19 protein-coding genes are annotated in these 24046 nt (G+C 32.4%); 2 read left to right on the forward strand and 17 right to left on the reverse strand.

Annotated elements, in window-relative coordinates; genetic code table 11:
* Window positions 1–7: 7 nt before the first annotated feature.
* The 17 genes from NLJ00_RS10020 to NLJ00_RS10100 form a co-directional block, all read right to left on the reverse strand.
* Window positions 8–2710: a hypothetical protein gene (locus NLJ00_RS10020; protein ID WP_256637088.1), complete on the reverse strand. Its 2703-nt coding sequence runs from the start codon at window positions 2708–2710 to the stop codon at window positions 8–10.
* Window positions 2698–6108, reverse strand: coding sequence for a baseplate J/gp47 family protein (locus tag NLJ00_RS10025; protein ID WP_256637089.1), 3411 nt, complete (start codon window positions 6106–6108; stop codon window positions 2698–2700). Before NLJ00_RS10025 ends, NLJ00_RS10020 begins: the two co-directional genes overlap by 13 nt.
* Window positions 6109–6121: 13 nt before the next feature.
* The gene (locus NLJ00_RS10030) at window positions 6122–6532 is read right to left on the reverse strand and encodes a GPW/gp25 family protein (RefSeq protein WP_053470587.1); all 411 of its coding nucleotides are present in this window, start codon (window positions 6530–6532) and stop codon (window positions 6122–6124) included.
* A 2-nt stretch (window positions 6533–6534) separates the two neighbouring features.
* A complete protein-coding gene (locus NLJ00_RS10035) occupies window positions 6535–6825 on the reverse strand; it encodes a PAAR domain-containing protein (protein ID WP_053470586.1) in 291 nt (96 codons plus the stop codon).
* A gap of 204 nt (window positions 6826–7029) precedes the next feature.
* Window positions 7030–8775: a type VI secretion system tip protein VgrG gene (vgrG, locus tag NLJ00_RS10040; protein WP_256637090.1), complete on the reverse strand. Its 1746-nt coding sequence runs from the start codon at window positions 8773–8775 to the stop codon at window positions 7030–7032.
* Window positions 8776–9471, reverse strand: coding sequence for a CIS tube protein (locus NLJ00_RS10045; protein ID WP_256637091.1), 696 nt, complete (start codon window positions 9469–9471; stop codon window positions 8776–8778).
* Window position 9472: 1 nt separating this feature from the next.
* Window positions 9473–9634 carry a DUF5908 family protein gene (locus NLJ00_RS10050; RefSeq protein WP_256637092.1) on the reverse strand — a complete coding sequence of 54 codons (162 nt, stop codon included), beginning with the start codon at window positions 9632–9634 and terminating at the stop codon, window positions 9473–9475.
* A 7-nt stretch (window positions 9635–9641) separates the two neighbouring features.
* Window positions 9642–10088 carry a phage tail protein gene (locus NLJ00_RS10055; RefSeq protein WP_007806489.1) on the reverse strand — a complete coding sequence of 149 codons (447 nt, stop codon included), beginning with the start codon at window positions 10086–10088 and terminating at the stop codon, window positions 9642–9644.
* Between the two features lie 2 nt (window positions 10089–10090).
* On the reverse strand, window positions 10091–10519 hold the full coding sequence (locus NLJ00_RS10060; RefSeq protein ID WP_007806487.1) for a phage tail protein: 429 nt from the start codon (window positions 10517–10519) through the stop codon (window positions 10091–10093).
* Window positions 10520–10547: 28 nt separating this feature from the next.
* Entirely contained in the window at window positions 10548–12644 is a 2097-nt protein-coding gene (locus tag NLJ00_RS10065) for a phage tail sheath C-terminal domain-containing protein (RefSeq protein WP_053470583.1), read from the reverse strand.
* Window positions 12645–12665: 21 nt separating this feature from the next.
* Window positions 12666–13502, reverse strand: a complete 837-nt coding sequence (locus NLJ00_RS10070) for a hypothetical protein (protein WP_256637093.1) — start codon at window positions 13500–13502, stop codon at window positions 12666–12668.
* Window positions 13499–14101, reverse strand: a complete 603-nt coding sequence (locus NLJ00_RS10075) for a DUF4255 domain-containing protein (RefSeq protein WP_256637094.1) — start codon at window positions 14099–14101, stop codon at window positions 13499–13501. The genes NLJ00_RS10070 and NLJ00_RS10075 overlap by 4 nt, the downstream gene beginning before the upstream one ends.
* Window positions 14102–14495: 394 nt before the next feature.
* On the reverse strand, window positions 14496–15362 hold the full coding sequence (locus NLJ00_RS10080; protein ID WP_053470580.1) for a thiopeptide-type bacteriocin biosynthesis protein: 867 nt from the start codon (window positions 15360–15362) through the stop codon (window positions 14496–14498).
* Between the two features lie 2 nt (window positions 15363–15364).
* Window positions 15365–17569 carry a lantibiotic dehydratase family protein gene (locus NLJ00_RS10085; RefSeq protein ID WP_053470579.1) on the reverse strand — a complete coding sequence of 735 codons (2205 nt, stop codon included), beginning with the start codon at window positions 17567–17569 and terminating at the stop codon, window positions 15365–15367.
* Complete coding sequence (locus tag NLJ00_RS10090; RefSeq protein ID WP_082356374.1) at window positions 17566–19269, reverse strand: S8 family serine peptidase; 1704 nt, start codon at window positions 19267–19269, stop codon at window positions 17566–17568. Before NLJ00_RS10090 ends, NLJ00_RS10085 begins: the two co-directional genes overlap by 4 nt.
* Window positions 19270–19288: 19 nt before the next feature.
* On the reverse strand, window positions 19289–19444 hold the full coding sequence (locus tag NLJ00_RS10095; RefSeq protein WP_165590670.1) for a hypothetical protein: 156 nt from the start codon (window positions 19442–19444) through the stop codon (window positions 19289–19291).
* 134 nt (window positions 19445–19578) lie between these two features.
* A complete protein-coding gene (locus NLJ00_RS10100) occupies window positions 19579–21294 on the reverse strand; it encodes a helix-turn-helix domain-containing protein (RefSeq protein ID WP_256637095.1) in 1716 nt (571 codons plus the stop codon).
* Window positions 21295–21870: 576 nt separating this feature from the next.
* On the opposite strand from NLJ00_RS10100, the gene NLJ00_RS10105 reads away from it, so the two are divergent.
* Together NLJ00_RS10105 and NLJ00_RS10110 are read left to right on the forward strand one after the other, a co-directional pair.
* Window positions 21871–23490, forward strand: coding sequence for a hypothetical protein (locus tag NLJ00_RS10105; protein ID WP_180860439.1), 1620 nt, complete (start codon window positions 21871–21873; stop codon window positions 23488–23490).
* Window positions 23491–23502: 12 nt separating this feature from the next.
* On the forward strand, window positions 23503–24045 hold the full coding sequence (locus tag NLJ00_RS10110) for a hypothetical protein (protein WP_053470575.1): 543 nt from the start codon (window positions 23503–23505) through the stop codon (window positions 24043–24045).
* Window position 24046 lies beyond the last annotated feature (1 nt).

Below are 24046 nucleotides of genomic sequence, written 5' to 3' on the forward strand. Positions count from 1 at the left end.
ATAGTTTTTATAGTGATCCTAAATTCGTTTTTCCTAGTATAATTTTATCTGACAATCGCTCGTTTTCATCGCTGCAGTCAAACAGTCGTCCTGTTGGGTAAACATTGTCGAGAACGGTTAACGCTTTAATAAAGCTGATTAATTGAGGTTCTGGCTGCTCTTGATTCAAATCGGTTTTGGCGAACAAATAGTCTTTATATGTTTTTTCAAATTGAACAAGCTGGTTTTCTGCGGGGTCTTTTACATCTTTTTCCCTATATCCAATCCAGCATATTTTTGCCAGAACGTGAGCGGGTAATTCCTCCTTAATTATTTTTTCGATATAATTTCTAAAATCGGTATTGGCAAATCGCAATGTATATCCCGGCAGCACTACGCTCACACGGTAGGAGTAGGGATCTATGGGTTCGCAATTATCGCACTCATCGGCGCAGATAGGCATGAAAGTATCCGGATTTACGGTTGTAAGATTTACATCCGGGCGAAGCATCATATGTTCTATCAAAAACATTCCTTCTTCGGTAAAATCTTCTTTCATGAAGTGAATCAAGTCGAGAATCGATTTTTCTAAATCCTTCAAATCAGTATAATATTCAAATCTGCGGGCAATAATGCGGTTTGGATTTTTCTTGTCTTTAATGGCAGGATTTATAATATCATAAGAATATTTTCCGGCATCTGACTTTTGAATTAAAATATTGTCAACAATAGATAAATCTGTTATTGTACCGTTTTTAAATGCCTCTTTTATTTTATATTCCCGAGTCTGAATAATTTGCAGTACGGCAAAATAAAGCTCCTTATTTGCTGCCGAAGTATCGAAATATTCTGCTGTTGAAGAAAGTACAATTTCCTTATTAGTGTCTACAATACGCCATCTGTAAACAGATTGATTGTCTGTGTCAATAAAATTGTACATTTCGACAAATGAATTAGAAAGGTTCCTGCGACTGTAATCTTTAATACCAATGAGTCTCGAAATCCTTTTTTCTGCCCCAGAAACATTATTAGTATTCCACAAATTGGCAATAGGCTGTTTGTAATAATCAAAAGCATTGCCGCGCTCTTTGCTTACTACTTTATAATCTTTCAAAAAGTTTTCTTTGTCGCGCAATACTACCTGATCTGTAGTGTTGCCGTAAATGGTTTTGTTCACAAATACGTATTCTGAAAAATTTTCGGCAAAACGGGACAAGAGGTGATCTAAAATTTTATTTCTTCGCTCGATATTGTTGTCCTGCTGATCAAAAAGCAGTGCTGTAATCGTTTCATCGTTGTAATTTTCATATCCGTTTACAATGTCATCAGCGCCTTCAATATCTTTAACGACTTGCGTAAAAAGGGTTCTGGTCAAATTTCCGCTTACCGAAAGCAATTCGCTTACCTGACCTAATTGTTTAAAATAACTTCCTAATATCTGATCAAAAAATAAAAGATATCCTTTTAATTGTTTTGCTTTAGCTTTACGTTCAACAGATGATCTGGAAGGAAGTCCCACTTCGCCAATACCATAGGTTTCAGGGAAATCATTTTGTATGGTGGTATAAAAATCGGTGTTAAGATATTCGCCATTTGGAATATCTAATTCTTTATCCAGACTGGCGTTTGTTGTCGCTTTATCTTTTTCGGCTTTTATGGCGTCTAAATAAATTTTTACCTGAGCCTGATTGATATTTAAGGGTAATAATCCTTTATTGTAATTAAAAACACTTTTAGCACAAACAACAGGTTTTTCGTAAGGTGAAAGGCAAATAAGCCATTTGTTTTCGAGATCATCACCTCCGCAATTTCCTAAAGAAATATCTTTAATTAAGATTACATTCGGAACCGACATTATTATTCTCATGATATCTGAAAGACGCACTTCGTTTCTCAAATCGGCCGTAAGTAATTCTTTAGTATCAATAAAACCATTTTCTAAAGATGGACCGTCAAAAATTTCCAAAGTTGAATATCCTTTGTCAATCATTTGTTTTAGAGAATAAAAATTGACCGTTGTCGATAAGTAACTTTCCAGAGCGTCAATCACATTTGCATGAACCAGTTCCTCATCGGCTTCCGTATCTACTTCAATATCTGCACATATTTTGATAGGGTAGTCTACCACTTTTTTTATCTCAACAAGATCTTCACAAAGGTTTCTGTTTGCATGATACTGCTTTCTTATTTTTTCTTTAACAGCTTCTATTTCTGAAGGTTTTGAGCTTTCAAAATCTACATAAAGATCATATAAACCATTGAGCTCAAAAGATTTTCTTAAATTATCTGGCAGGTTTTCATAATCCTTAATATCATAAGAAAGTTTATCTTTTTTGCAGTCCACATACACTGTTTTTTTATGTTTTGCAAGCCAGCAGTTTCTAACTCCTTTTATGTCTATAAATAGTTTTCTATAATCATTTTGCGTGACTGGACTTGATGATAATACTTCAGAAGCTTTAAAAAACTGTTTTGGAATGCCTTTATTAATGTCATTAGATTCTAAGATATTTTCTATTGGGAGATTGAGTCTCATTCCAAGATCAGAAATGGCGTAGCAAAGCATCTCCAGCATCGTAATTCCCGGATCATGCTCATTAAAATCAGTCCAAAATTTACTGCCAAAAGACTCGATGTATTCGATTCCTTTTTTTCTCAAATAAAAGAAATCCAAATCGTCCTCGGTTGCTGATTTTTTAGGAATGGTGATATGTTGGTTTAGTATCGACATTTTTCAGGTTCTTCTGGGGTTGTTATTGTACAAGTTATTATGTCAGTGCTGATAATGTGGTTTTTAACAGAGACTAAAATGTTTTTTGGGCTTGATGGGGACAGCGTAGTTAAAAAGTCTAAAAGATGTACATTAGCCTTGTTGTTTTCTGTATCTTCTAATGGCTTAGGATGTTCCTTATCTGTTTTCTTATCGATATATATTGCCATTTCAAGCGTAGATAAAAAATCTACGTAATATAAATTTTCGATATATTCAATTACTATACTTCGCTGCAGTTCAACTCCAAATATGATTTGTTTAGAGGTATCAAATGCCCAGGGAGATAAAAACTTTATAAGATCTTCGTTGAGCTGTTTCTTGTAAAAATTCTCATCGTATTGTGGATAAAACTTTACATCCAGTTTTATTATAACTTTTTCATAATCAGGATTAATAACTTTTGCAGACACTTGCATTGAGTTTTTAGAATTAATAAAACTCTCTATGCTGTTCAATGTGGCTGTGCTTACTCTTGGCTCATAAATATCGAATACATTTTTGTCTATAATATCCGGAATTACTACTAGCGTTACTTTTCCCGGCGATAAAAACGAGGTATTTGTACCCGAAATAAAAGTATGGTTAAGGCATTTTACTCTAAAAACAGATGGAAATTCCTGTAAAATAAGATGCTCATAATCCCAAAGTGTTATAGCTCTGTTTTTGTGACGCAGGCGTTCACTTACACGCAGATAATAGGAGGGATCAGACTCCAATGGTTTTCCATCAAATGAATTAAAGGGTTGTTCAATACTTTTAATTTGCGGAACTCTGGTAATTAATTTTGATATTGTTTTGGCAGGTAATGTGCTGTCTAAATGAGCTAAATTGTTGTTGTTATCAAAAAACTGGGCGGTAACAACCTGAGTTTTTACATCGATAACTTTGCAAACTGCATCATAATCTTTGTGCATTTTTGCTTTTACCCAAATGGTATCGGCTGGAAACAATGTATTGTCATTAGTTGCCTGCTTTGGAATGCTAAATTTTACGATACCCGATTTTAAAAAGTTATCGATACCATTTGCTAAAATTTCCTTATCAAGATTTTTCCAATAATTATCGCATAATATATACCATTCTACTTTTTGTTTTCCTGTAAAAGTGGGAACGCTTATATTTTCGCTTCCTTCTAATATTTGAAATAATAATGAAATTTGCTGTTGTATTTCGGCATCCTGAAGCCCTACATAAAATTCGCCTCCATCGCAATAATCCGGAACCAGACAATTTGTAGTTGGCGTGCCGGTCTCTAAAATTTCTTTATTGATGGCTTGTTTTTTCAAATAAGAATGCTCTTCGCGCTGACCAAAAGGAGCTTCATGAAATAATTTTATTCGGTTAGACTCGTACGCAGAAATACTAAAATCAGTAGTTTCCTCAGCAGAATAATTCAGGCTTATGCTTTCTACAACTGGTGTGTAAGGCTCATTTGGGATAGGCGTTGTTGGGTCTGTCGCCACATTCATTATGGCCAAAGTATATATTTTTGGAAATAACGAATGTAAAAATGATTGATTTAATGTCAATCGTATAGGTCCGCTTTTGTCAATGCCATAAGTGTTCCCTTTTACATTGATATTACATTCATATACTTTATCACCATCAGTATCATCAAATAAATTGACAATTTTATTTTGTTCATCCCAAACTTCTTTGTTTAAAACAGATAATGTTGCTTTAAAATAGCCCTCTTCAACAATTGGATCATTTGGGTTTATTTCAGGTGGTTCGGGTGTTTCTTCAACAGCTTCTATTGCATCATTAATTTCTATAGGAGCTTTTATTTCTGAATTGTTTTTTTTAGGAATTCCATCTTCAGGCTGGTTGGCATGCATTATTTTTTTAACGTTGTCCTTGATGAAAATGGCATCAAGAAAAATCTGTTTACTTATGGTTTCAAGAAAACTATTTTTGTAGGCTGCGTAATGAGTTTCAAATGATAATGGAGTGTTTTTCCACTTGATGTTAATATCTGCATCTATCCATTTTTTAGAAAAGATTTCGGGATAGTCTATTATAAAGGAACTGTTTTTTTCAGGTTGAGGTGTAAAAGGGTAAAAGGGTTTTGCTGCATTAAGTAAACCGTTATCACTTTCTAATAATAGCGATTTTACATCCTTAACCTCAACTTTTGCAGTAATGCTGGTGATTGTTTTTGTTACTAAAGCTCTAAAAAGAGTATGCCCTTTTACATCTTGTGTATTGATTAAAAATCGAATTACAGGAAGTTCTGTCGAGAAAAATTCGCCTAAAACTTTCTTATCGTAGTTAACAATTGCCGGGTCATCTTTAGGTACCTGAAAAACCAATCTTAATTTGTTGGTGCCAATGCTGGAAGATTGGTTTCCACTTTTAAAAGCAACAGCTGTACTAAGCTTAAAATTTCCAATCCATCCTTTTTTTCCACTGTACAGAATGCTGATGTTTTTTAAAAGATCATCTGTATTAAATGGATTATGAAAAGTTAAATTTTGATCAAAAGTAATTGTGATGTCAATATTTCTATCGCCTTCCTTAAGATTAAATAATTCTGAAGCTATTGCAAAACCTAATTTTGCATCGTCTAATTCCGGGTACTTTTTTTCATTTGATGTATATCCAAAAGGAAACCAATATGGAGCTTCTTCTTTTAGTGGTTCTCCTTTTCCGTCAAGGGAATTGGCAATTTGACTGCATTTTATTTCGCCCAAATCAACGTCATTATACACGCTTTTTAGGTATGCGATATTAGCTTTATTGGCAATAAATTCTTCTGTGGTTTTGTATATTAATTTTTTGCCATCAGGATCTTTTCCGGCATCAAGTTCTGTATTTACGGCTATTTTTTCTTCGGCAATTTTTTTAGCCAGCTCAAAAATGATACTCACCTTATCTGCTTTTGCAGGCAGTTTTTCGATTTGCAGTATGTCTTTATAAAAAAAGTCTAAATGCTTTTTTGTAATAAGATTAAGTTTGTTTTGGGACAATTCGAATAATTTCAGGAAACACACAAACAATGTCATGTGAGGCGTAAGGTCCTGATTGATATTGGAAGTAGATAATGTTTTGGTAATGTTTTCTTTTAAAACAGCATATTCTTTATCTGTTCTTTTTGGAATTCCATCCGGATGATCATTTTTTGAAAAACCGAAATAGCTAAAAAATTCCTGCCAATCTCCTTCTGGAGTTTTATCATTATTTGTGTCGAAAAAGTTGACTTGTTTTGCAAAATTATAAGCAAATAACAGCCAGTCTTCAATAGTAAAATCATGAAGTTTCAGGTTGCCCGGCTCTAGTGCGTCACTAAAACGTTCTTCCTGATTGACCCCATTTCTTTTAAAAATAACATTGTCTATTTGGCTGTTGGTACTCATAGCTTATAAACTTTTAAATATTAGTGCCTTCTCCTTTGTAAAATGGATAAACAAGATTGCTTCTTGAGTTTGTACTTCTTATTCTGTAATCGATTATGACCAGTAATTCTCCTTCTAAATCATCACCTTGTGTAATGTCAATTTTGTCAACATCAATTCGGGGTTCGTAATATAAAATGGCCGTTTTTATGAGTTCTGAAACATAGGTTTTAAGTGTTCTGTCTAATGTTTCAAAAAGTAATTCATCCATATTGCAGCCATATCTGGGCAGCATAATACGTTCTCCGATTTTGGTAGAAAGCAATATCTCCAGACTGCTTTTAATATCCGCCTCATCAGATGTCATGACGACTGCTTTAGTGTTCTTTTTAAACTCTGGCGGAAAACTCCATCCAGTACCTAAAAAAGCTTCTTTACTTTCCATAATTAACCTATTAAAACGGTTGGACATCCTATTACAATTGTTCCGCCATGCGCAGTTGAATCTCCCATTCTTGCGGCTGGTTTTCCTCCAATAAGCACTGTGGCTGAGCCTGCTATAATACTATCAGGTGGACCTGTACAAGTGATCATATCTCCCAAACAGGCTGCTGGCTGACCGCCTATCAATACTGTAGGTGCGCCTGGCGGCAATATTGGCCCGCCTACATGAGGAACAGTTGCTGTTACCATTGGGCAAACATGCATATCGTTGATTCTTGCGGCTGGTGCTCCCATAATTGTAATTATTAAGTTAGTTGTAATTATTTTAACACATAGAAACATAGTTTTCTGTAGCTTTAAAAAAAAGGCGTTTCACTAATTTAAATGCACATAGTTTAGCTATGTGTGGAAACTTGTTTCTTTTACTTTCTTTTTTCGACATAAAAACCTATGTTTCTATGTGTTAAAAGATTTTTAATGGAAAGCAATAGAAATAATTTAATTTATCTGAACAATGCTGCCTTTTACAATCGCTACTGCTGCCGACGACATTTCTGCGCCAGCACTGCCTTCGGCTTTAAATTGGGCGGTTGCTTTTAGATTTACATTGGTGCCTTCAATTTTTACATCGCCTGTTGCTTTTATTGAAATATCGCCCGCACTTTCCATCTTTATTCCTGCGCTGTCGATGGTAATCACATTAGAGTTTTCGTCTTCAATAACTATAGATCCTTTGTCTTCATCGAGTGTTATTTTTTTGCCTGCCGGAGTTTCAATGGCTATCGATTTTTTATCATCATCAAAGAGCACTTTCATTTCGCTTCTTGTAAAAATCCCTTTTTGATGGTTATCATCAGCTGCTTTTAGCGGAGCAGGTTTTGCGCTGCTGTGGAGCATTCCTAATACAATCGCATCATTAGGATCTTCGTTGATGAAGCCAATAATTACTTCGTCTTCAATTTCAGGTCTAAAAAAAGTTCCTCTGTTGTCACCTGCATCAAGGGCAGCAACTCTGCACCAAATACCTTGTTCTTCGTTATTGATAATTGGTATTTTTACCAAAATTCGGTCTTCACCATCGGGATCGTCCTGAAGTTGGGTTACAATACCAATATGAAGTCCTTTTATGGATGGAATTATTCCTGAAGCCGACGGTGTATTGACATCATAAGTTTCAGAAAACCATTCTGGATTTAATCCAAACTGCGCGTTTACAGTCCAATTACCGTTTGCAATTTCATGGAAAATTCCTGTAATGTATGCTTTGCCATTAAAACGATCTCCTACGCCTTCAAGTGTAATAATCGTGTTGGGTTTTACTGCGGGAATGCCTTGAAATTTTACTCTTCCGCGAACTTTTGATAGTTGTTGAAATAATAATTTAGCATCAGCCCAATCTTGCAATTCGGTATCGGTAACGTGACCGCCGTGGCGCAATTCCAAATTTTCAAGCTTTACTATATCGGATAAATCCGAAGGAGATAAATTTCCGTTTAGGCTTACGCTGGGATCTTTGGCTTCGATTTCTAATAATTCCTGATTGGATGCATTCCAACTGTAGGATGAAACTTTGGCAAACTGATTTCGAGCATCAATTTCGGCATCAAAATCGAGCATACTCGAACCAAAAGAAACCGTTTCAACTGCTTCAGAAGCCAAATCTGGTTTTTTAATCGAGATTTTGCCGTTTTCAACAAAACATAATTTTCCATTGGCTTGCGCACGGGAGACAATAAAATCCCAATCGGAAGTATTGTACTGCACTAGCTCTTTGTGGCTATAATTAGTGCTTTCTACATCTTTTTCTAATCCGTAAGTGCCTATAATGTCTTCAAAAGCATCGCTGTCTTTTACGTCATAAAAATATTTGCTTTTTCTGCCAATGGTCATTTTTACAGCTTCGTCTTTGCATTCCACTATTAACAAGGACGAATTGTCTTTTATTTTTATGGAATGTTTTACAACTATTCCTTTGTAAATGGTTTCTTCGTCACTGTGATAGCCAGCTTTTATTTCTATTTTTTTTCCCGGAATGAGCAAATCTTCATTGCTCAATTTAAAATCTTGTGAGGCAGCATCTCCATCAGTCAAAATAATTTGCGCCATCGGTATTCTATTCACCTCATTATGAACTACAATGCTTATTACTTGGTAAATACCAGACAGCTCAGTTCCCTCAATGAGCAATTTGTGCGTTACTAAATCTGCACTTTTACTGGTTTGTATGACGCCGCTATTGTTCATCTATTGTTGTTTTTGCAATGGAGGGAAAAATATTTTTTGACCAATTTTTAATTTTCTGAAATTGATAAGCTTGTTGGCTCTTGCTACTTCGAGATAATATTTTGAATCGCCATAGATCTTAAAAGACATTAAAGGAAGCGTATCGCCAGCTTTTACAATTCTGGTATGTGTTAAATCAGGTGATTGATTATTTTGCTGTTTTGCTCTTAACTCATCTTCAACAACTCCTTTGAATTTTCCTTTTGCAATGGCTCTAATGGGTGTTCCATCTGGCCTGAAAAGTTTATATTCAATAGTCATTTCTGTGAGAGAACCTTTAAACAGCAAACTTCCCCAGGCAATTTTTAAATAGTTTGGTTTATGTTCGGTACCATTATATTCTAAAATTACTTTTCTAAAATGCTCAATGTCTTCAATAACACCATTTTCGGTAGTTTCCTTTCCGGCAATTATACCTGTTCGGTCAAAAACAAAATCCAGTTCTAATTCCTCCGGAGCAATTGCTGTAAATCTTGGCGCAGGACTGCTTGTTCCGGCAGCTTGCGTTGTATCTTGCTCTATCTTGTAATGAAAAGTATATTTTTCGGGATTCATCAGAGTAATGAACTCTTCAATATCCGAAATTGGATTGTTGAATTGAGGATCGCTGTAAGCAATGATCTTCAGTTTTTTTAATTCACCATTAGTCGTTGTCATATCAGCGTTCTTTTTTTCGTTCTATAATTTTCATTACTTGCTCGACACACTCAGCCACATTGTCTTTTTCTGCAGCAGATGATGCAGGAGGTGGTTTTGCACCCGAATTTGAATTTTCGCTCACGTTTATTTTAATGTGAAGCTCTTTGATTTCAATTGGCATGATAAAATTATTTTTTATGAAGCGTGAAATAATTATAAGCAAGCTCAAAGCTCTCAACAACAATTTTGCTTTCTAAAGCACTAAAATCTTCCACTGCCCATTTTACGGGATAGGCATGTATCACTTTCCAGTGCATTAAAGGCTCATGGTCCTGATTCAAGAGTTTTACAGTTAAATCGACGGGCTTAAACTCGAAATTTTCCAATGCTTTTCTGCACCATTCAATTACGTCAGAGTCAATAAGTATCCCCCTTTTTAAAACCAAATTGGGATATTTGGTTTTAACGGGTAGTTTGTGTTTGAATCTGTTTTCTCCACCCTCAACAATTTCTTCTGTTTCAAGATCTACAGAAAGTCCTGATACGGATTGAAATTGATGGTCTTTTTCTTTTGTGCCCAGTTGATCAAATTCAACCAGAAAATGAAAACCTACGGGTGGATAATAATTAGCCATGACTAGTCATTTTGAATAGATAAACCTTCATGAACCAATTCAATTGATTCGATAGCCACTTCGTTTCCGTCGGCTTTTAAATCAGTCGACTGTACTTTTGTCGGCCATGCATTTTTTACTTTCCAGGTAATCACTGGTTCGTGCTCCTCGTTAAGTAATTTGATGGTAATATCCCTTCTTTCGATGGTGTTTAGTTTTACTGTATTCCACCAGGCATAATACTCATTGTCGCTTTTAAAAGTGCCTCTTTTCATGGTAATGTTAGAGTACTTCTGCATGCCCGGCATCTTAATTTTGCTGTATTCCGGACTTGCACCCTGACGATACTCAATAACTTCAGTTTCTACATCTAATCCGGAAACTTCTGTAAAACCTATTTTTGTTCCACCCCAGTCAACTGAGAAATGAAACTTTGGTAATGGATAACTCATGATCTATATTTTTTTAATGATGATTTAATTAAGATTCCTGCATTTTGTGAGAGAAACGAAGAATGATGAACTCAGCCGGACGAACTACTGCCAGACCAATTTCGATGATCATTTTACCGTCTAAAATATCCATAGCAGACATGGTTTGTCCCAGTCCGATTCTAACATAAAAAGCTTGTTCTGGTTTGGCTCCTGCCAAAGCTCCGGCTCTCCATTGAAGAATTAAAAAATTCTCAATCATAGCTCTTACTCTTATCCAGGTATTGGCATCGTTAGGTTCAAAAACAAACTGTTCTGTTGCTTTTTTAATAGATTCTTCGGCCATATTAAAGAAGCGGCGAACCGGTACATAACGCCATTCACTATCGTTACCGGCTAAGGTTCTTGACCCCCAAACCAAGGTTCCTTTGCCGGTAAAGGTTCTGATAGCATTGATAGATTTACCTGCAACAGTATCAATATTTAAATTGTCCTGAATGGTATTTGTTATTTGTACGGTTGGTTTTATTACATAGTTCAAACTTACATTTGCAGGAGCTTTCCACACGCCTCTGTCTCTGTCAACTCTGGCATAAACTCCCGCAATAGCAGAGCTTGGTGGAAGTGTTATTGACAGGTTGTAAATTTCAGTAAGTATCTTATTAAAAGTCGCATTGTCGATAGATTCTAAAGTGCTTAATTTTCTTCCGTTTAATGCACCATTATTTACATCTTTTCCGCTAACAGATTTAATAGCATTTACAAGTGAAAGAAGGTTTGCTTTAATACCGGAAAAACTATTTGTAACTATCGTAATTGCAGTTTGAGTATTCAAATCAGTATAGTTTACCAATTTTTTTAATTCCTTATCAAAACTTACAGTATCTGTAGATATAATTTTAAGCATTTTAGCTGGTGTATTCTCATCCTGTATTTTTTTCTTTAATGTTTTTAAGTTTTTATATACAGAGTCAATTTTATTTGCAGCAGTAAAATTTGCATTAAATGCAGTCAGAGCACTTGTAATGTTGTTTGCAATAACGGGATCTTCATCAATTGTACTGATTGCTGCATTTGCTTCGTCGTTAAGCGAATTCCTTAAAAGAGATAAACTTTCTAAAGAAATTAACAAAGCATTTAGTTTATCTAAGAAAGCTCCTTTTTTTGCAGGATTACTAACAAAAGTTCCGCCTAAATCAAAGCCGGTTGCATCATTGCTGTACATCTGTAAAAGTAAATCACTCATTTGACCGGAAATATCTCCGGGAACAGTATCAACGTCAATCAATTTAGCTACAGTAGCATCAATTCCTGTTGTTGGATTTTCGATAGTTGCCAGTCCTGCAGCGATTTGGTCATACGCTTTTGCCGTATAGGAGAAATGTTTTAATATAATTTTACTGCTGTCAAAAGCATAATCCAATATGGTTTCTAAGTGAGGATAATAAACTGCCCCGTATTTAATAGTATCTTTTTCAGAACTAATTTTATCTCTTAAATCATCTATATTAGTATCTGTTGGGCTAGATTCATCATAACTTAAAGTATCAATTAAGGTAAATCTGTCCTGCAGGTTTTGACATTGCATTAATGCATTATTGTATAATCCGTAGAAATCAGTTGTAGTTATACCGCTTACTTTTGTTGCATCAGGAAATAAAATTAGTGTTGGTTCGTCTACCTTTTCTAATTCTGCTAATCCGTCGTTTAATGCAGTACTGTTATTGATTGCTGTAATCTGAGTGTCTGCCTCATCTAAATCATTTCCATAACGCCCTACCGAAATAATGTAGCAAGGACCACCGCCATTTGCAAAGAACAACTGCAAGGAATAATACATCAAAAAAGGCTGTTTTGAAGTTGGCTGATCTACAACAATAGATCTTGTGTCTCCATTATCTGTTGAAACATCATTAATGGTAACACTAATTGTTGTCTCTGGTTTAGCAAAGCCAAAAAAGCGTTCGTATTCTAAAAGAGATGTTATTCTTGTTGGTTTCAATTTCAAATCTCCATTAATCTTGTTCGTGGCTTTTTCTGTATAGCCAATAAAAGCAGGAATCGCTGTCTCTACCTGGGCAACAGAAGGAGGAAACTTTACGATTTCCTCAACATATACTCCAGGCGTTTTGTAAGTTGTTGCCATAATTGATTTGTTTTTTAATTATTAAATAAATATTTCCGAATAGTAATCACTATTGATTTTTGTTATTGATTTTACAGATGGATTTGGGTATTGACTTTCTGCCGGTTGTGAAGGCGTAAAATCGGTAAGCGGGTCAATTTCAACAAAACCGGAGCGCGTTAATGGTTTTGCGGCATTGGTTTTAATTTCGGTTCCTGCTTTACGGTTGATATATTTCCAAAGTGTTTTCCGATTATCAAAATGAATTTTAAAATTTGGGCTTGTCATTTTGCCCAAATTATTTATGATGTTTCCTGAACTGTTGTCGCCTTTGGCTGTGAGCGAAATAATTCCAAAGACATTTTGTTGTTCTGACGGCTGCAGTGTTGAAATTAAATTGACAGTGGTTTCTTCAGATACTAAATACACATTTGAAATTAGCTTGTTGTCATTTATTTTTGGAAGATATTCAAATGAAACGGGTTCAGTTAATGGTTTTACATTACTGAAAAGATATGCCTGAGTAAGAGCAAAATCAAGATTAGTATAATTTTCAAATTGATAATCGTTTATTTTAATTAAAAATTTTAAGTTCAAATCAACAGGGACTTTTATAAATGGGTCCAGTTCATCTTTCACTTTAACATATACTCCGAAACCTGTTTTGGTTTTTTTGAATATCATTTTGTAGTTTTTAAGTACAATATTGGTTTCCAGAGTTGGTGTTATTGCTGTAAATGCATCTGTATTAAATGACTGCAGCATTTTTTCTTTATCAGCATTTGTCATACTTGCAAAAGTTTCTTCTCCGTTATTCAAAAAATAATTATGAAGAAGCGTTACTTCAAATAGCAATTGATATGTAGCAGCAAAACTCATGATTGTTCTTTTCTTTTGGTTGTTCCTGAAAATTCACCAATAACTTGTCCTTCTGCTTGCACAATATTGCGTTCAATTTGTATCATACTCACTTTATATAAAGCAGATGGAAGCTGTTTACCTCCCAATGTTCCCCAGATATAATTTAGTTCTTCAAAAGTGGGAGTGTAGAGTTCAACCGTAAATCTAAAGTTGTCTACATTGCTCATTGCACTGCTGCTTCTGTTATAAATAGTGTTGGCTTGAGTAAAAAGTCTTTTTCCCTGAAAAAATTCAATAATTTTTGAAATGTCCTTTAGTGAATTGACGTATTTATCTCTGTTGGCACTAAAAAGGATATACAGATTTAAATTGACGATACTGTTTCTATAAATTGTTTTAGTATTTTCAATAGTATGATTTGGGAAGTTTTTTAAAGTAGCTTCTTCGGCTAAATTAATTACGGTAAGTGCCACGCCATCTTTTAACAGGTCGCCAACATCATCTTTTTGTGATTCTAAAAAAGCAATATTCTCAGGAACAACAGATTTCTCTAACCCAATTTCGTCGAGATAGTTGTTTACTTGTTCTGAAATTATTTGTATTACTTCAAAAATCATCTTTTGATAAAATTTATTATAAATACTAAATGAAATGTTTACTGAATAAGAATATGATTCAGGCGCAGATTATAATTAGAAATGGGGGCTTCTGACTGTGCTTTAAACTTGGTATGAAAACAAGGCTGATAAGATTTGACTAAATTAGATAAATGCAAGGGTACCAAAAAAGGGGAAAATTCCCCTTTTTTTATTTATTTAAAATATTGGTTTTTAGTTAGTTGTGATGATATTAAGGCTTTGTTTTAATCCTTAGTAATATCAGGGGATTGAAAGAACATTCAAAAATTTAGGAAAGAAAAGAATTAAAAGTGGTCAAATTTTAGATTTGAAAGATGCATTTAAAAAGCTAATGTATGCAAAAACTAAAATTAAAATGGTGAGGTTCTATTTTTTAGGAGAGAATAATATTTTGTTTTCGATAATTTTTCGATTTATAAAATCTAAACAAATGATCATAAATAATAAGTTCATACATTCTTTGTTTTGAAGTGTATTGTCTATTAATCATCATATGAATATGACTTGCCAAAAAAGATTCTAATGGAATTTCAATTTTAGTTTTGATCTCTAAAGTTTTTTCAGCAATATTTTTAGATTTTTTATTTATAATTTTTGCAATTTCTTTCAAATTATCATTTGAGGTAGTCGATAAAAAATCATTTATTTGAGGATATAATGATTGGTACCTTTTAGACATTTCTTTTTTCTGTTCTTTATCTGTCTCAAATTCTATTTTGAAAGAAGTTTGTAAATTATCCATCAATGATAACTTCTCCATATCTGATAATTTAAAGGAATTTAAAAAAGAATCAATTGCATAAAAGCTAAATAATAGCGGAGTATCCTGTTTAGTAAATTGAGATTTAAGTTTGATATAGCGTAAAATCATTTTGCTGTCTTCCCAAAAAAGGAATTCAGAATCTAACATTGTATTTTCGCCATATCTTTCTATTTCTCTTTTGTAAGTGTCTGTTTGTATGTTCCAGACTAAATTTTGCTCTAATAGCTCATTAAAAACAGAATAAAAAGATTTAATAACTCTAGTTAGATGTTTTGTATCGCTTATCAAAAAACGAATACGAAGATGCTCTTCTGTATCTCTGTAACGAATAAAGAACCATTTTTGGATGATCTTCTTTTTTTCTAATTTTAAAATGACAGGTTTTAATTTTTCTAATAAAATATAATCAGATGTTTTCACACCGGTATAAATTTTATAATATAACCATTCACTGCCCAGACAAAAATCTCTTTGCATTTTTATGCTTTTTCTTTGTAATAAGAAAGTATAATTTGATTGCAGAAAACAGCATCTTCAGTATTTTGAACTGCTGATTTTTCTGTAAACAAGAATTCTTCCAAAATAGTTTTTTCTTGATTTTTTCCTGATTTTAAAAATAATTCAATAGAAATTTCACTTTCAAAATCATACAAAAGTGTATTGTTAGAATTGCTTAAGGTTACATAGCGTGGAATATTACGCTTTATTCGCCATTCGGAAAACAATAAGATTAAATTGTCTTTATCTATTTTACAGAAACCAATGATTTCATCTTTTTTAATTATCCATTTTGCCTTTGAAAGTATAATTTCATTATAAATTACTCTTGGGAAAAAATTATATTGCGATGCTAAAACTCCCCAATTAAAAGTAGAAACTGGTTTTAAATTTTGTCGTTCCAGATCACATAAAAAATGATAAATAGGTAAAGAATTATTTAAAAAATTATGTGCATTTGATAAACAGGGAAGAATTTCTTTATTCTGTTTTTTAGAGCGAAGTATAACTCTGCCCGACTTAATCGAAATCGATAAATCGTTTAAATCCAGATTGTTTTCTCTCGAAACACCGGGAGCACATAAATAACTAATTTCGTAGTCTCGTAAAATTGGCCTTCTTATAATATTTCCTATTCTTGATTCTGGAATATGTACAATTTCGGCTAAAATTTTATCATCGTGATATTCATCTTCTTTTTGAATAATTTCTTTTGTAAGCTTGTGAATTTGTTTGTTTCCATTGCAAAATCTGCTTAATAATTTTGAAGCACTTGTATTTCCTGTTGATGTAAGAACAATATTGTTTTCATCAAAAACTTCTACAATTACTGAAAAAGTTGTAGGAGAATTTTTAAAATCAGCATCAAAATCCGGAAAATCTTTTTCTGAAAGTACAATAATTTCGTCGTTATTCAGAATACTATTTTGAAGCTTCGCCTGTAAAATAAAATCAGTATTTGTCCATACCTCATTTTTTTCAGATGTGTTTTTTGCTTTAAAAGAATAACTTTCGAGAATTTCATGAATATCATTCATTTCGTGATTTTCATGATAACCAATCCCAATTTCTGTATCTAATACAAAGCTTAAAGGCATTTCTGAAGATTCATATCTTTTGATAAAAGACTTTTTGAAATTTTCAAGATTTACTAATTCCCTGGAAGTCTGAATGCCGTTTAAAAATCGGATTGCTTTTAGTACTTTTTGAGAAACATCGGCATTTAATTTATTATTGAGAGCTGAAACATTTAGATCGGTCTGAAATAGATATTTTTCTTCATACTGAGTTCCAATATTATTGATCGTTTCCCTGATTTTTTCATAACTTCCCTGATTCGTAACCAAGTGTTTATCCAGATGAGAAAGGTTTTTTTGAAGGTCTTTAAAAAAAATAATTTCATTATTTAAGTGTGGAATTTTTTCCAAAATGGAGAAAGTTCTTTTCCATTCATCGTCTCCGGTTATCACGGCATCCAATTCGCTGACTAAAAATTGAAAAACTATTAATTGTGAAATGAATTCAAATGCTTCTTCCTTTTCAGATTCATCTTCTGCTAAAAACGCTATCATTTCGTAGATAGTAATTCCTGATTTTGCTTCAGAAAGAATTTTCTTTAGTAAATCTGATTTACGTATTGCTGAAATAATATGTTCCCGTTTTGTTTCGGCATATTTATATTCAATAAAACGATAAAATTCACCAACTTCGTAAATAGAAGAGTTTGGAAAAAATTTAAGATAAACTGCAATTTCTTTTCTTTTTGCAATATCCTGCAGTAGAGATACCCAATAATGCATATCAAATTGCGTAAAACGGCTGTGATTATTTTCAGTATCTAAAATAATATTTGTTTCAGTATCTAAATTTCCAACAGAACATCCTGCAAACAAACCAAATGGTGTACATCGTGACGAAATTCTCGCCATATACTTTAGAAAAGTAAGTTCGAACGCTTTTTTTTTATCATTAGATAATGTAGAAGTTCCAGACACCCATTTATCTAATCCACTTACTAATTCTGGTGAAGCTAAATTTATTGCTTCTCTAATTATTGGTGTATTGTATAATCTGAATGCTTTCTCTAAAGAATAATTTTCTAATAATTCAAGGTAATTTGACAGGGGAAACAAAGGGGTTCGAAGTACAAATTTCGAAAAGCTTTTTATTTCAAAATGAGGTTTCATTTTTTCTGCCTGCTTACTTTTTCTGCAAGTTTCATAGCATTATATGCATTTAAAACTTTGCCTGATTTAGATAATTCTGTAAATAAAGTTTGCTTGTCTTTTGTTCCCGGAACAATAACTTCGAGGTTATATGTTGTTCCTGAGTCTATTATGATTTGTTTGACCTGCTGTACTTTAAGTTTAGGATAATAAGACCATATAAGAGCGGCTACTCCTGAAACTATTGGAGCAGACAATGAAGTTCCAGAATCTGATTTATATTCATTATCCATAGCTGTTGTATAAATTTGTTCGCCAGGAGCAAACAAGTCTACATTTTGCTTTCCGTAGTTTGAAAAATTCGACACAAATGTTTTGTCTAATCGTGCCGAAACTGACCCAACATTAATAAAATTACCGCTTACTTCAGGTTTACCATCAAAGGTATTATCGCTTGGGTAATAAGGATTTTCATCAACATTGAAACGTTCATTTCCTGATCCGTGTACTAATAAAACATTATGTTTTTCAGCATATTTAAAGGCATCTGAAACCCATTCCTGATGTACTGAAAATTCTTTTCCAAAAGACATGTTAATGACTTTAGCACCATTATCTACAGCGTAATAAATTGCCATTGCAATATCTTTATCATTTTCATCTCCGGAATAAGAAATATTAAGAGGCATAATTTTTACATTTTCTGCCACACCTTTTACTCCTATGGTATTCTGACGGTTTGCCGCTATTATGCCGGCAACTTTTGTGGCATGTCCCTTAAGATTTTTAATTCCTTTTTTAGAGATACTTACATTTCCGCATCCGTATCCTTTTTCTAAAACATTTGGATTATCACCAATTACAAGTCTGTCGTTAAAGTCTTTATTTAAATTTTTATTTACTATCGAATCTAACTCAGCCTCACTTTTTTTAAGAGCTTCAAGAGTGCTCTCGCCATCTTCCATATTAATCATCATATAAAATATTAAAGCTCCCAGATCACGATCATCACTTTCTCGCCTTTGTCTGTAAGTTTTATCATTTATTTTATGTTTTTTATAAAGACTGTCTAATTGCTTATAAGTATAGTCTTCTTTTGGAAAAAAATGCTTTAAGGTATCTTTTACCAAAGGGAAAATTTTAACACTGTGGTTTAAACCACTTAACCATCTGTTGTAATAAATGTTTTCCTTCTCGTTAACTTTTAATGCTCTTTGGTATTCTTTGTAATTAGCTAAATTTTCTGGTTTAATCTGGTCTTCTGTTTTTCCTTTAAATTCAGGATCCCAATGCCTTATAAATCGAACAGATTCAAAGTTTCCCCAGGTAACGTAATCTTCTTTTTTGTTTGATGTGAAATTCCAACCATTTATATCATCTACATAACCATTATTGTCGTCGTCAATATTATTATTAGCGATTTCTTTTTGATTGATCCAAAACTGACCTTTTAAATCTTCATGATTAATATCTAATTGTGTATCTATAACAGCAACGATAACCTGTTGCTTAGATTTTTTTTTGTTTTCACTATACCATTTATTCAATGAAATTCCAGGTATACTGTCTTTTAAATAATCTTTTTGATACCATGTTTCTAATTGTTGAGACGTTAGTTTATTTTTATTAATAATTGGTATAGAAGATGTGACAGGTTCTTGTGAAGACTTACAACCTGATATGAATAGTATGAGTATGAAAATAAATGGGGGAAATTTCATGAGGAAAATTTAAAATATATTAGGTGTTTTTATTGTTTCCTCCAGTTACAACATCTGTAATGGTTTTATCATCTCCGGGTGCATCTCCGCCAACAATAGTTCTTAGGTTTTTTAATTTTGCAACTTCAAATTTTTCTAAATCAAATTTTTTGATTTCTTTTTTGTTTGTTTTCATGGTTTGTTGATTAAATATGTTTTTGCAAATATATAGGTGTATTCTTAAAATGCGGCTTATTGTGGCTTATGTTTATCGGAATTCAGGAATTTCGATAATAATTAGTTTTTAAAACAATGATTATTAGTGTTTTATTATTTGTTGTTCTCTTCCAGCTGTTTTAAGAAATAGGTTGGTTTTATGCCTGTTTTTTTATGAAAAGCAGCCGAAAATGACTCTGCATTATTAAAACCAAATTCAATTGCCAGAGCCTGAATAGTATATTTTCTAAGTTTATGATCCTGCTTCAAACAAGTTAAAGCATGTTCAATTCTTAATTCATTTATATACTGTATAAACGTCTTTTCTTTATAAATATTTACAATTTTAGACACATATTTGTTATTGGTGTCAAAAGATTCAGATATAGTCTGAATTGTAATATTCGAATCTAAAAAACCTTTTGAAGTTTCAAAATCAGTCAATTTTTTTAATATTTGATTAATAATATCTTCATTTATTCCAATAGTATCCGTTTTCGATTTGTTCTCTTCGAAAACTCCAATTTCTTCGAGTTTATTATTTAGTTCAATTTTTTCATCAGATTGCTGCATTATTTTTTCAAAACGAGAGCGATAGCTTTTTTTAAGTTTATATTGATAAATGCTAAAACCAGCCATTAATAATACTATAAAAATTAAAAAACCAATGCTCCAATACGATTTTGTATTGTTTATTTTAAGTGATTTAATGAGGTTTTCTTTTTCCTGCATTAAATTGGGTGTATCATATTCGATGTTTAATTTTTTTGTCAGCTCTTTATAATTGTTTTGTAGAATGCTATCGATATACATATACTTTGTTAAGTATTTTAATTGATTTACCTTATCATTATTATTTTTGAAATAAGAAATTAGATAAGGATAACCACTCATAAATTCAGGAGTAATTCTTTTTGTAACATTATATAAAGAATCTACTTTAATAAAATTTTTAATAGCTTCTTTTTTATTATTCAAACCGGCATAAGCTTTACCGGTATAATAATAACCAGCCAATGTATTTCCTTTATCTTTATAATGTATAACTTTTGGGAGAGCATTATTAATACTATCCAGAGCTTCTCCAAATTTTCTTTTGAAGATTAAATTAGCACCTTCATTTAAGGTAAAAAGAGCATTTAATAATTGGTTATTTGTTGCTTTTGTTTCAATAAATCCTTTTTTATTATAATAAGTTGCAGAATCTGAAATACTTAAAGCTTTGTATGCATCTGCAAGACCAAAAAGGACCAATTGATACGGATAAGAATAATTTGTTGATCTGACTTTTTTATCATTATAATAGTTGTAGCATTCTTTATACAAAACAAGAGCTTCTTTTACTTCCCCTAATTCTTCAGATTTTAAGGCTGCAATAGTAAATTTTGTCTCATAATATAAATCCGGATTATTTTTTTTAGCAATATTTTCAGCTATTAAAAAATTATCTATTGCTTCCTTATACTTAAATTGTTTTTTATAAATATGACCTTTTCCTGAATAGGCATAAGCAGGGAATTTTGGATCTGATAGCTCTTTTGTATAAAAAATAGCACTATCTAAGTAAACTATAGCTTTTTCATTTTCTGATAATAATGAAAGTAAAAAGTATCCTCTTGCTCTTTCGACAGGTTTATTTTCGCTTTTCGCTTTGTTTAAATAAGCATTTGCATAAGGCAGCTGTTTTACACTTTTGTTTTCGTTTTTCCAATAAAGTTCCTTTAAATCTTCAAATGAAAGTTTTGTTAAATTCTTATTTATCGTCTGCGAATGTAGGTGGCTAGAAAATAATAATAAAAATAGTGGTAATAGAAATTTAGAATAAGGCATAAAGATCAGTTTCGTACAAAAATATAGTATAAGTTCAGAAACACAAGTCGAAATTTAATAAAAACAATATTTTTATATTGTATTGTCTTTCAGTTGTTTATGTTTTTGTTTTAACTGTATTCCTGAATTACGTGCCGAAATTCCTGAATTCAGATGTACATAGTTTGTGCAGTGTAAGAGCATTATATAGTTTTGGCTGCAGAAAAAACAAGATTTTATTTTGATCCAAGTTGGTAATAAAGAAAAAACTGTTTTTACTAAATCTAAGATTTTTTTAGCTCTATCTATTTCCACATTATTTAGTCATCAATTAATTGTCCGGACATTTAATATTAGTCTATAAAACAAGGTCTGATATCTTGGAATATAATTTCAAAATGAAAATAATCTTAAAAAATATAGCTAATAGATTGAATTGTAGAGATTAAAAAGCTAATAAAAGTTTGAATGCAATGTGTAATATTTTGCAAATGGCCAGTTGTAAGAGAAAAACATTTAAACAACAGTTGTGATAATTGGACAGGGAAACCTGTATAATTAATTTAATAATCAGTAATACTAAAGAAATATAAAATTATGAAAAATGAATATTTAAAATTTTCTGCGGGAAATTTAGTATGTTTGGTTGCCTTATTAGGAATAATTACACTAGCCAGCTGCGAAAATGATTTTGACAAAACCGAAAGCAATGATGCGAGCGCAGCGCTTGAAGAAATCGAAGTAGTTGATGATAATACAGTTAAAATTGAAAGTAAAGCAAGTTTGTTAACCATTTTTAAATCATACAAAGAAAATGTCGCTAACCAAAACAATTTTAATGATAAAATCAGAAAAATCCAGAACAAAGGTTTTAAATCCTTAACGCCTCTTTTCCGTGAAGGTGATAGCGAAGGTGTCCAAAAATTTGTGTTAGAAAAAAAGAAAAGAATTGCAAAGAGAAATGTTGAATTTGGAATTACCTCAAAACCAGGAGCAAATGAAGAAGTTGCTCTGGATGATGAATTGATTTCAGACCCGGTACTTTCTTCTCTTTTAAATGAAAACAGAGAAATCATTGTTGGTGACAGCTTGTATAAATATACAGAAACAGGGCTTTATTTTTGCCACGTAAATAACAAACAAAAGTTGTACGATTATTTAAATAAAACCAGTGTTACTAGTAGAATGAGTAAATTTACAAAAACGAGGATGACTGGTAAAGCAATGCCTCAAGTTGTAGTAGCTGATGATGGAATTAATCAATTTTTGCCTACACCGGCTTATATTCAGCCTATCGACCCTGGAAGTGGCGGAGGCGGCGGAGGCGGATATACTCCACCAGCTCCACCTGTTACTACAAGTCCAAAATTAATCAAACAAAATCTTGAGATTTCTTACATAGAAAAAAATAGTATTTGGGAAAAAGTTTTTGGTGCTTCTGATAAAGCTGAAGATTATTATAGCGATAACAGACGTATACAAGTAAGTTTCTGGAATCAAAATTATTATTTATTTTCATCGGTTGGCTGCAGCGCCAGACTTCAAAAAAGAGAAAAAACATTAGGAGTATCCTATTGGGAAAAATCGTATGCAGATATTATAGAATTAGGGGTAAATGATGTACAATATGATTACAAGTTTAATACTCCTGTTTATAATCAGGGAAGTTATAATTATAGTACAGTTTTTTTTGAATATAAAGGTGTAAAATACAATATTGATGGAAAGATTATTACTAAACTACCAACAGATGGTCCTAGATTTATTTTTGATACCGGAGATCCAGAGGAAGGTTTAACAATATTTATTCACAATAATGAATATGATTTACTTACAGCCAAGGAATTAAATAAAGCTATAGATGTGCTGGCTAAAGCATTTGCTACTAAGATGCCATCAACAGTTGATAAAGTGCTATTAAATGACAAAATAAAAAATGAAAGTTTAAAATATAATGTCCTTAAGGCTCCTTCTCTGAGTAATACGGTTACTTTTAAAACGCAAAATGTTAAATGGAGCCGAAATGACGATAATGCAATCACCAATTATTTTGATTTTAATTTTCTTCTTACCTGGAAAAGTACTTATGAAAATACTGAGGATTATTTAAACGGGCTTAAGGGCGCAACTTCATACTCAAATGTTTCTATAGATCTTTATGGAGCAGCTCTTCACAATGGAGAATGGAGAGGAAGAAGATTATTGTTAAGTAATTAATATATTTAAAATATGAAAATTAGGTTTAGTTTTTTATTACTATTAGCTTTTATAGTAAATGTTCATTCTCAGGATGCAACTACCAGTGTATCAAAGAATCAGTTTAAGGTAAATGTTTTATTTCCGGGCTTTGTTTATGAACATGGTTTTACAGAAAAAAACACACTCTATTCAGAAGTAAGTTTGGGATTTGGATATCGAAAAAGTAGTTATTATTATGAATCGACCTGGTCATTTTATCCTATGATTAATGAACAGTTTCGTCATTATTATAATTTAGAAAAAAGAGCTGATAAAGGTAAAAGAACAGCCTATAATTCAGGGAATTTTTTAGCATTAAATGCAACCTATAATTTTAAGCCAATCTCGACCAATAACAACTTTGGCGAATATGCTCCATCATTTACCCTGGCACCAGTATGGGGACTTCAACGTACATACAATGGGAAACTAAATTTGGAACTGCATTTGGGAGCAGGCATAAATGTTGATAAATATAATACAGAATTTGCTCCCGTTGCTAACTTCACTTTAGGGTGGGTAATTGGTAAATAAT

Source organism: Flavobacterium panici, assembly GCF_024499525.1.
Lineage (GTDB): Bacteria > Bacteroidota > Bacteroidia > Flavobacteriales > Flavobacteriaceae > Flavobacterium > Flavobacterium panici.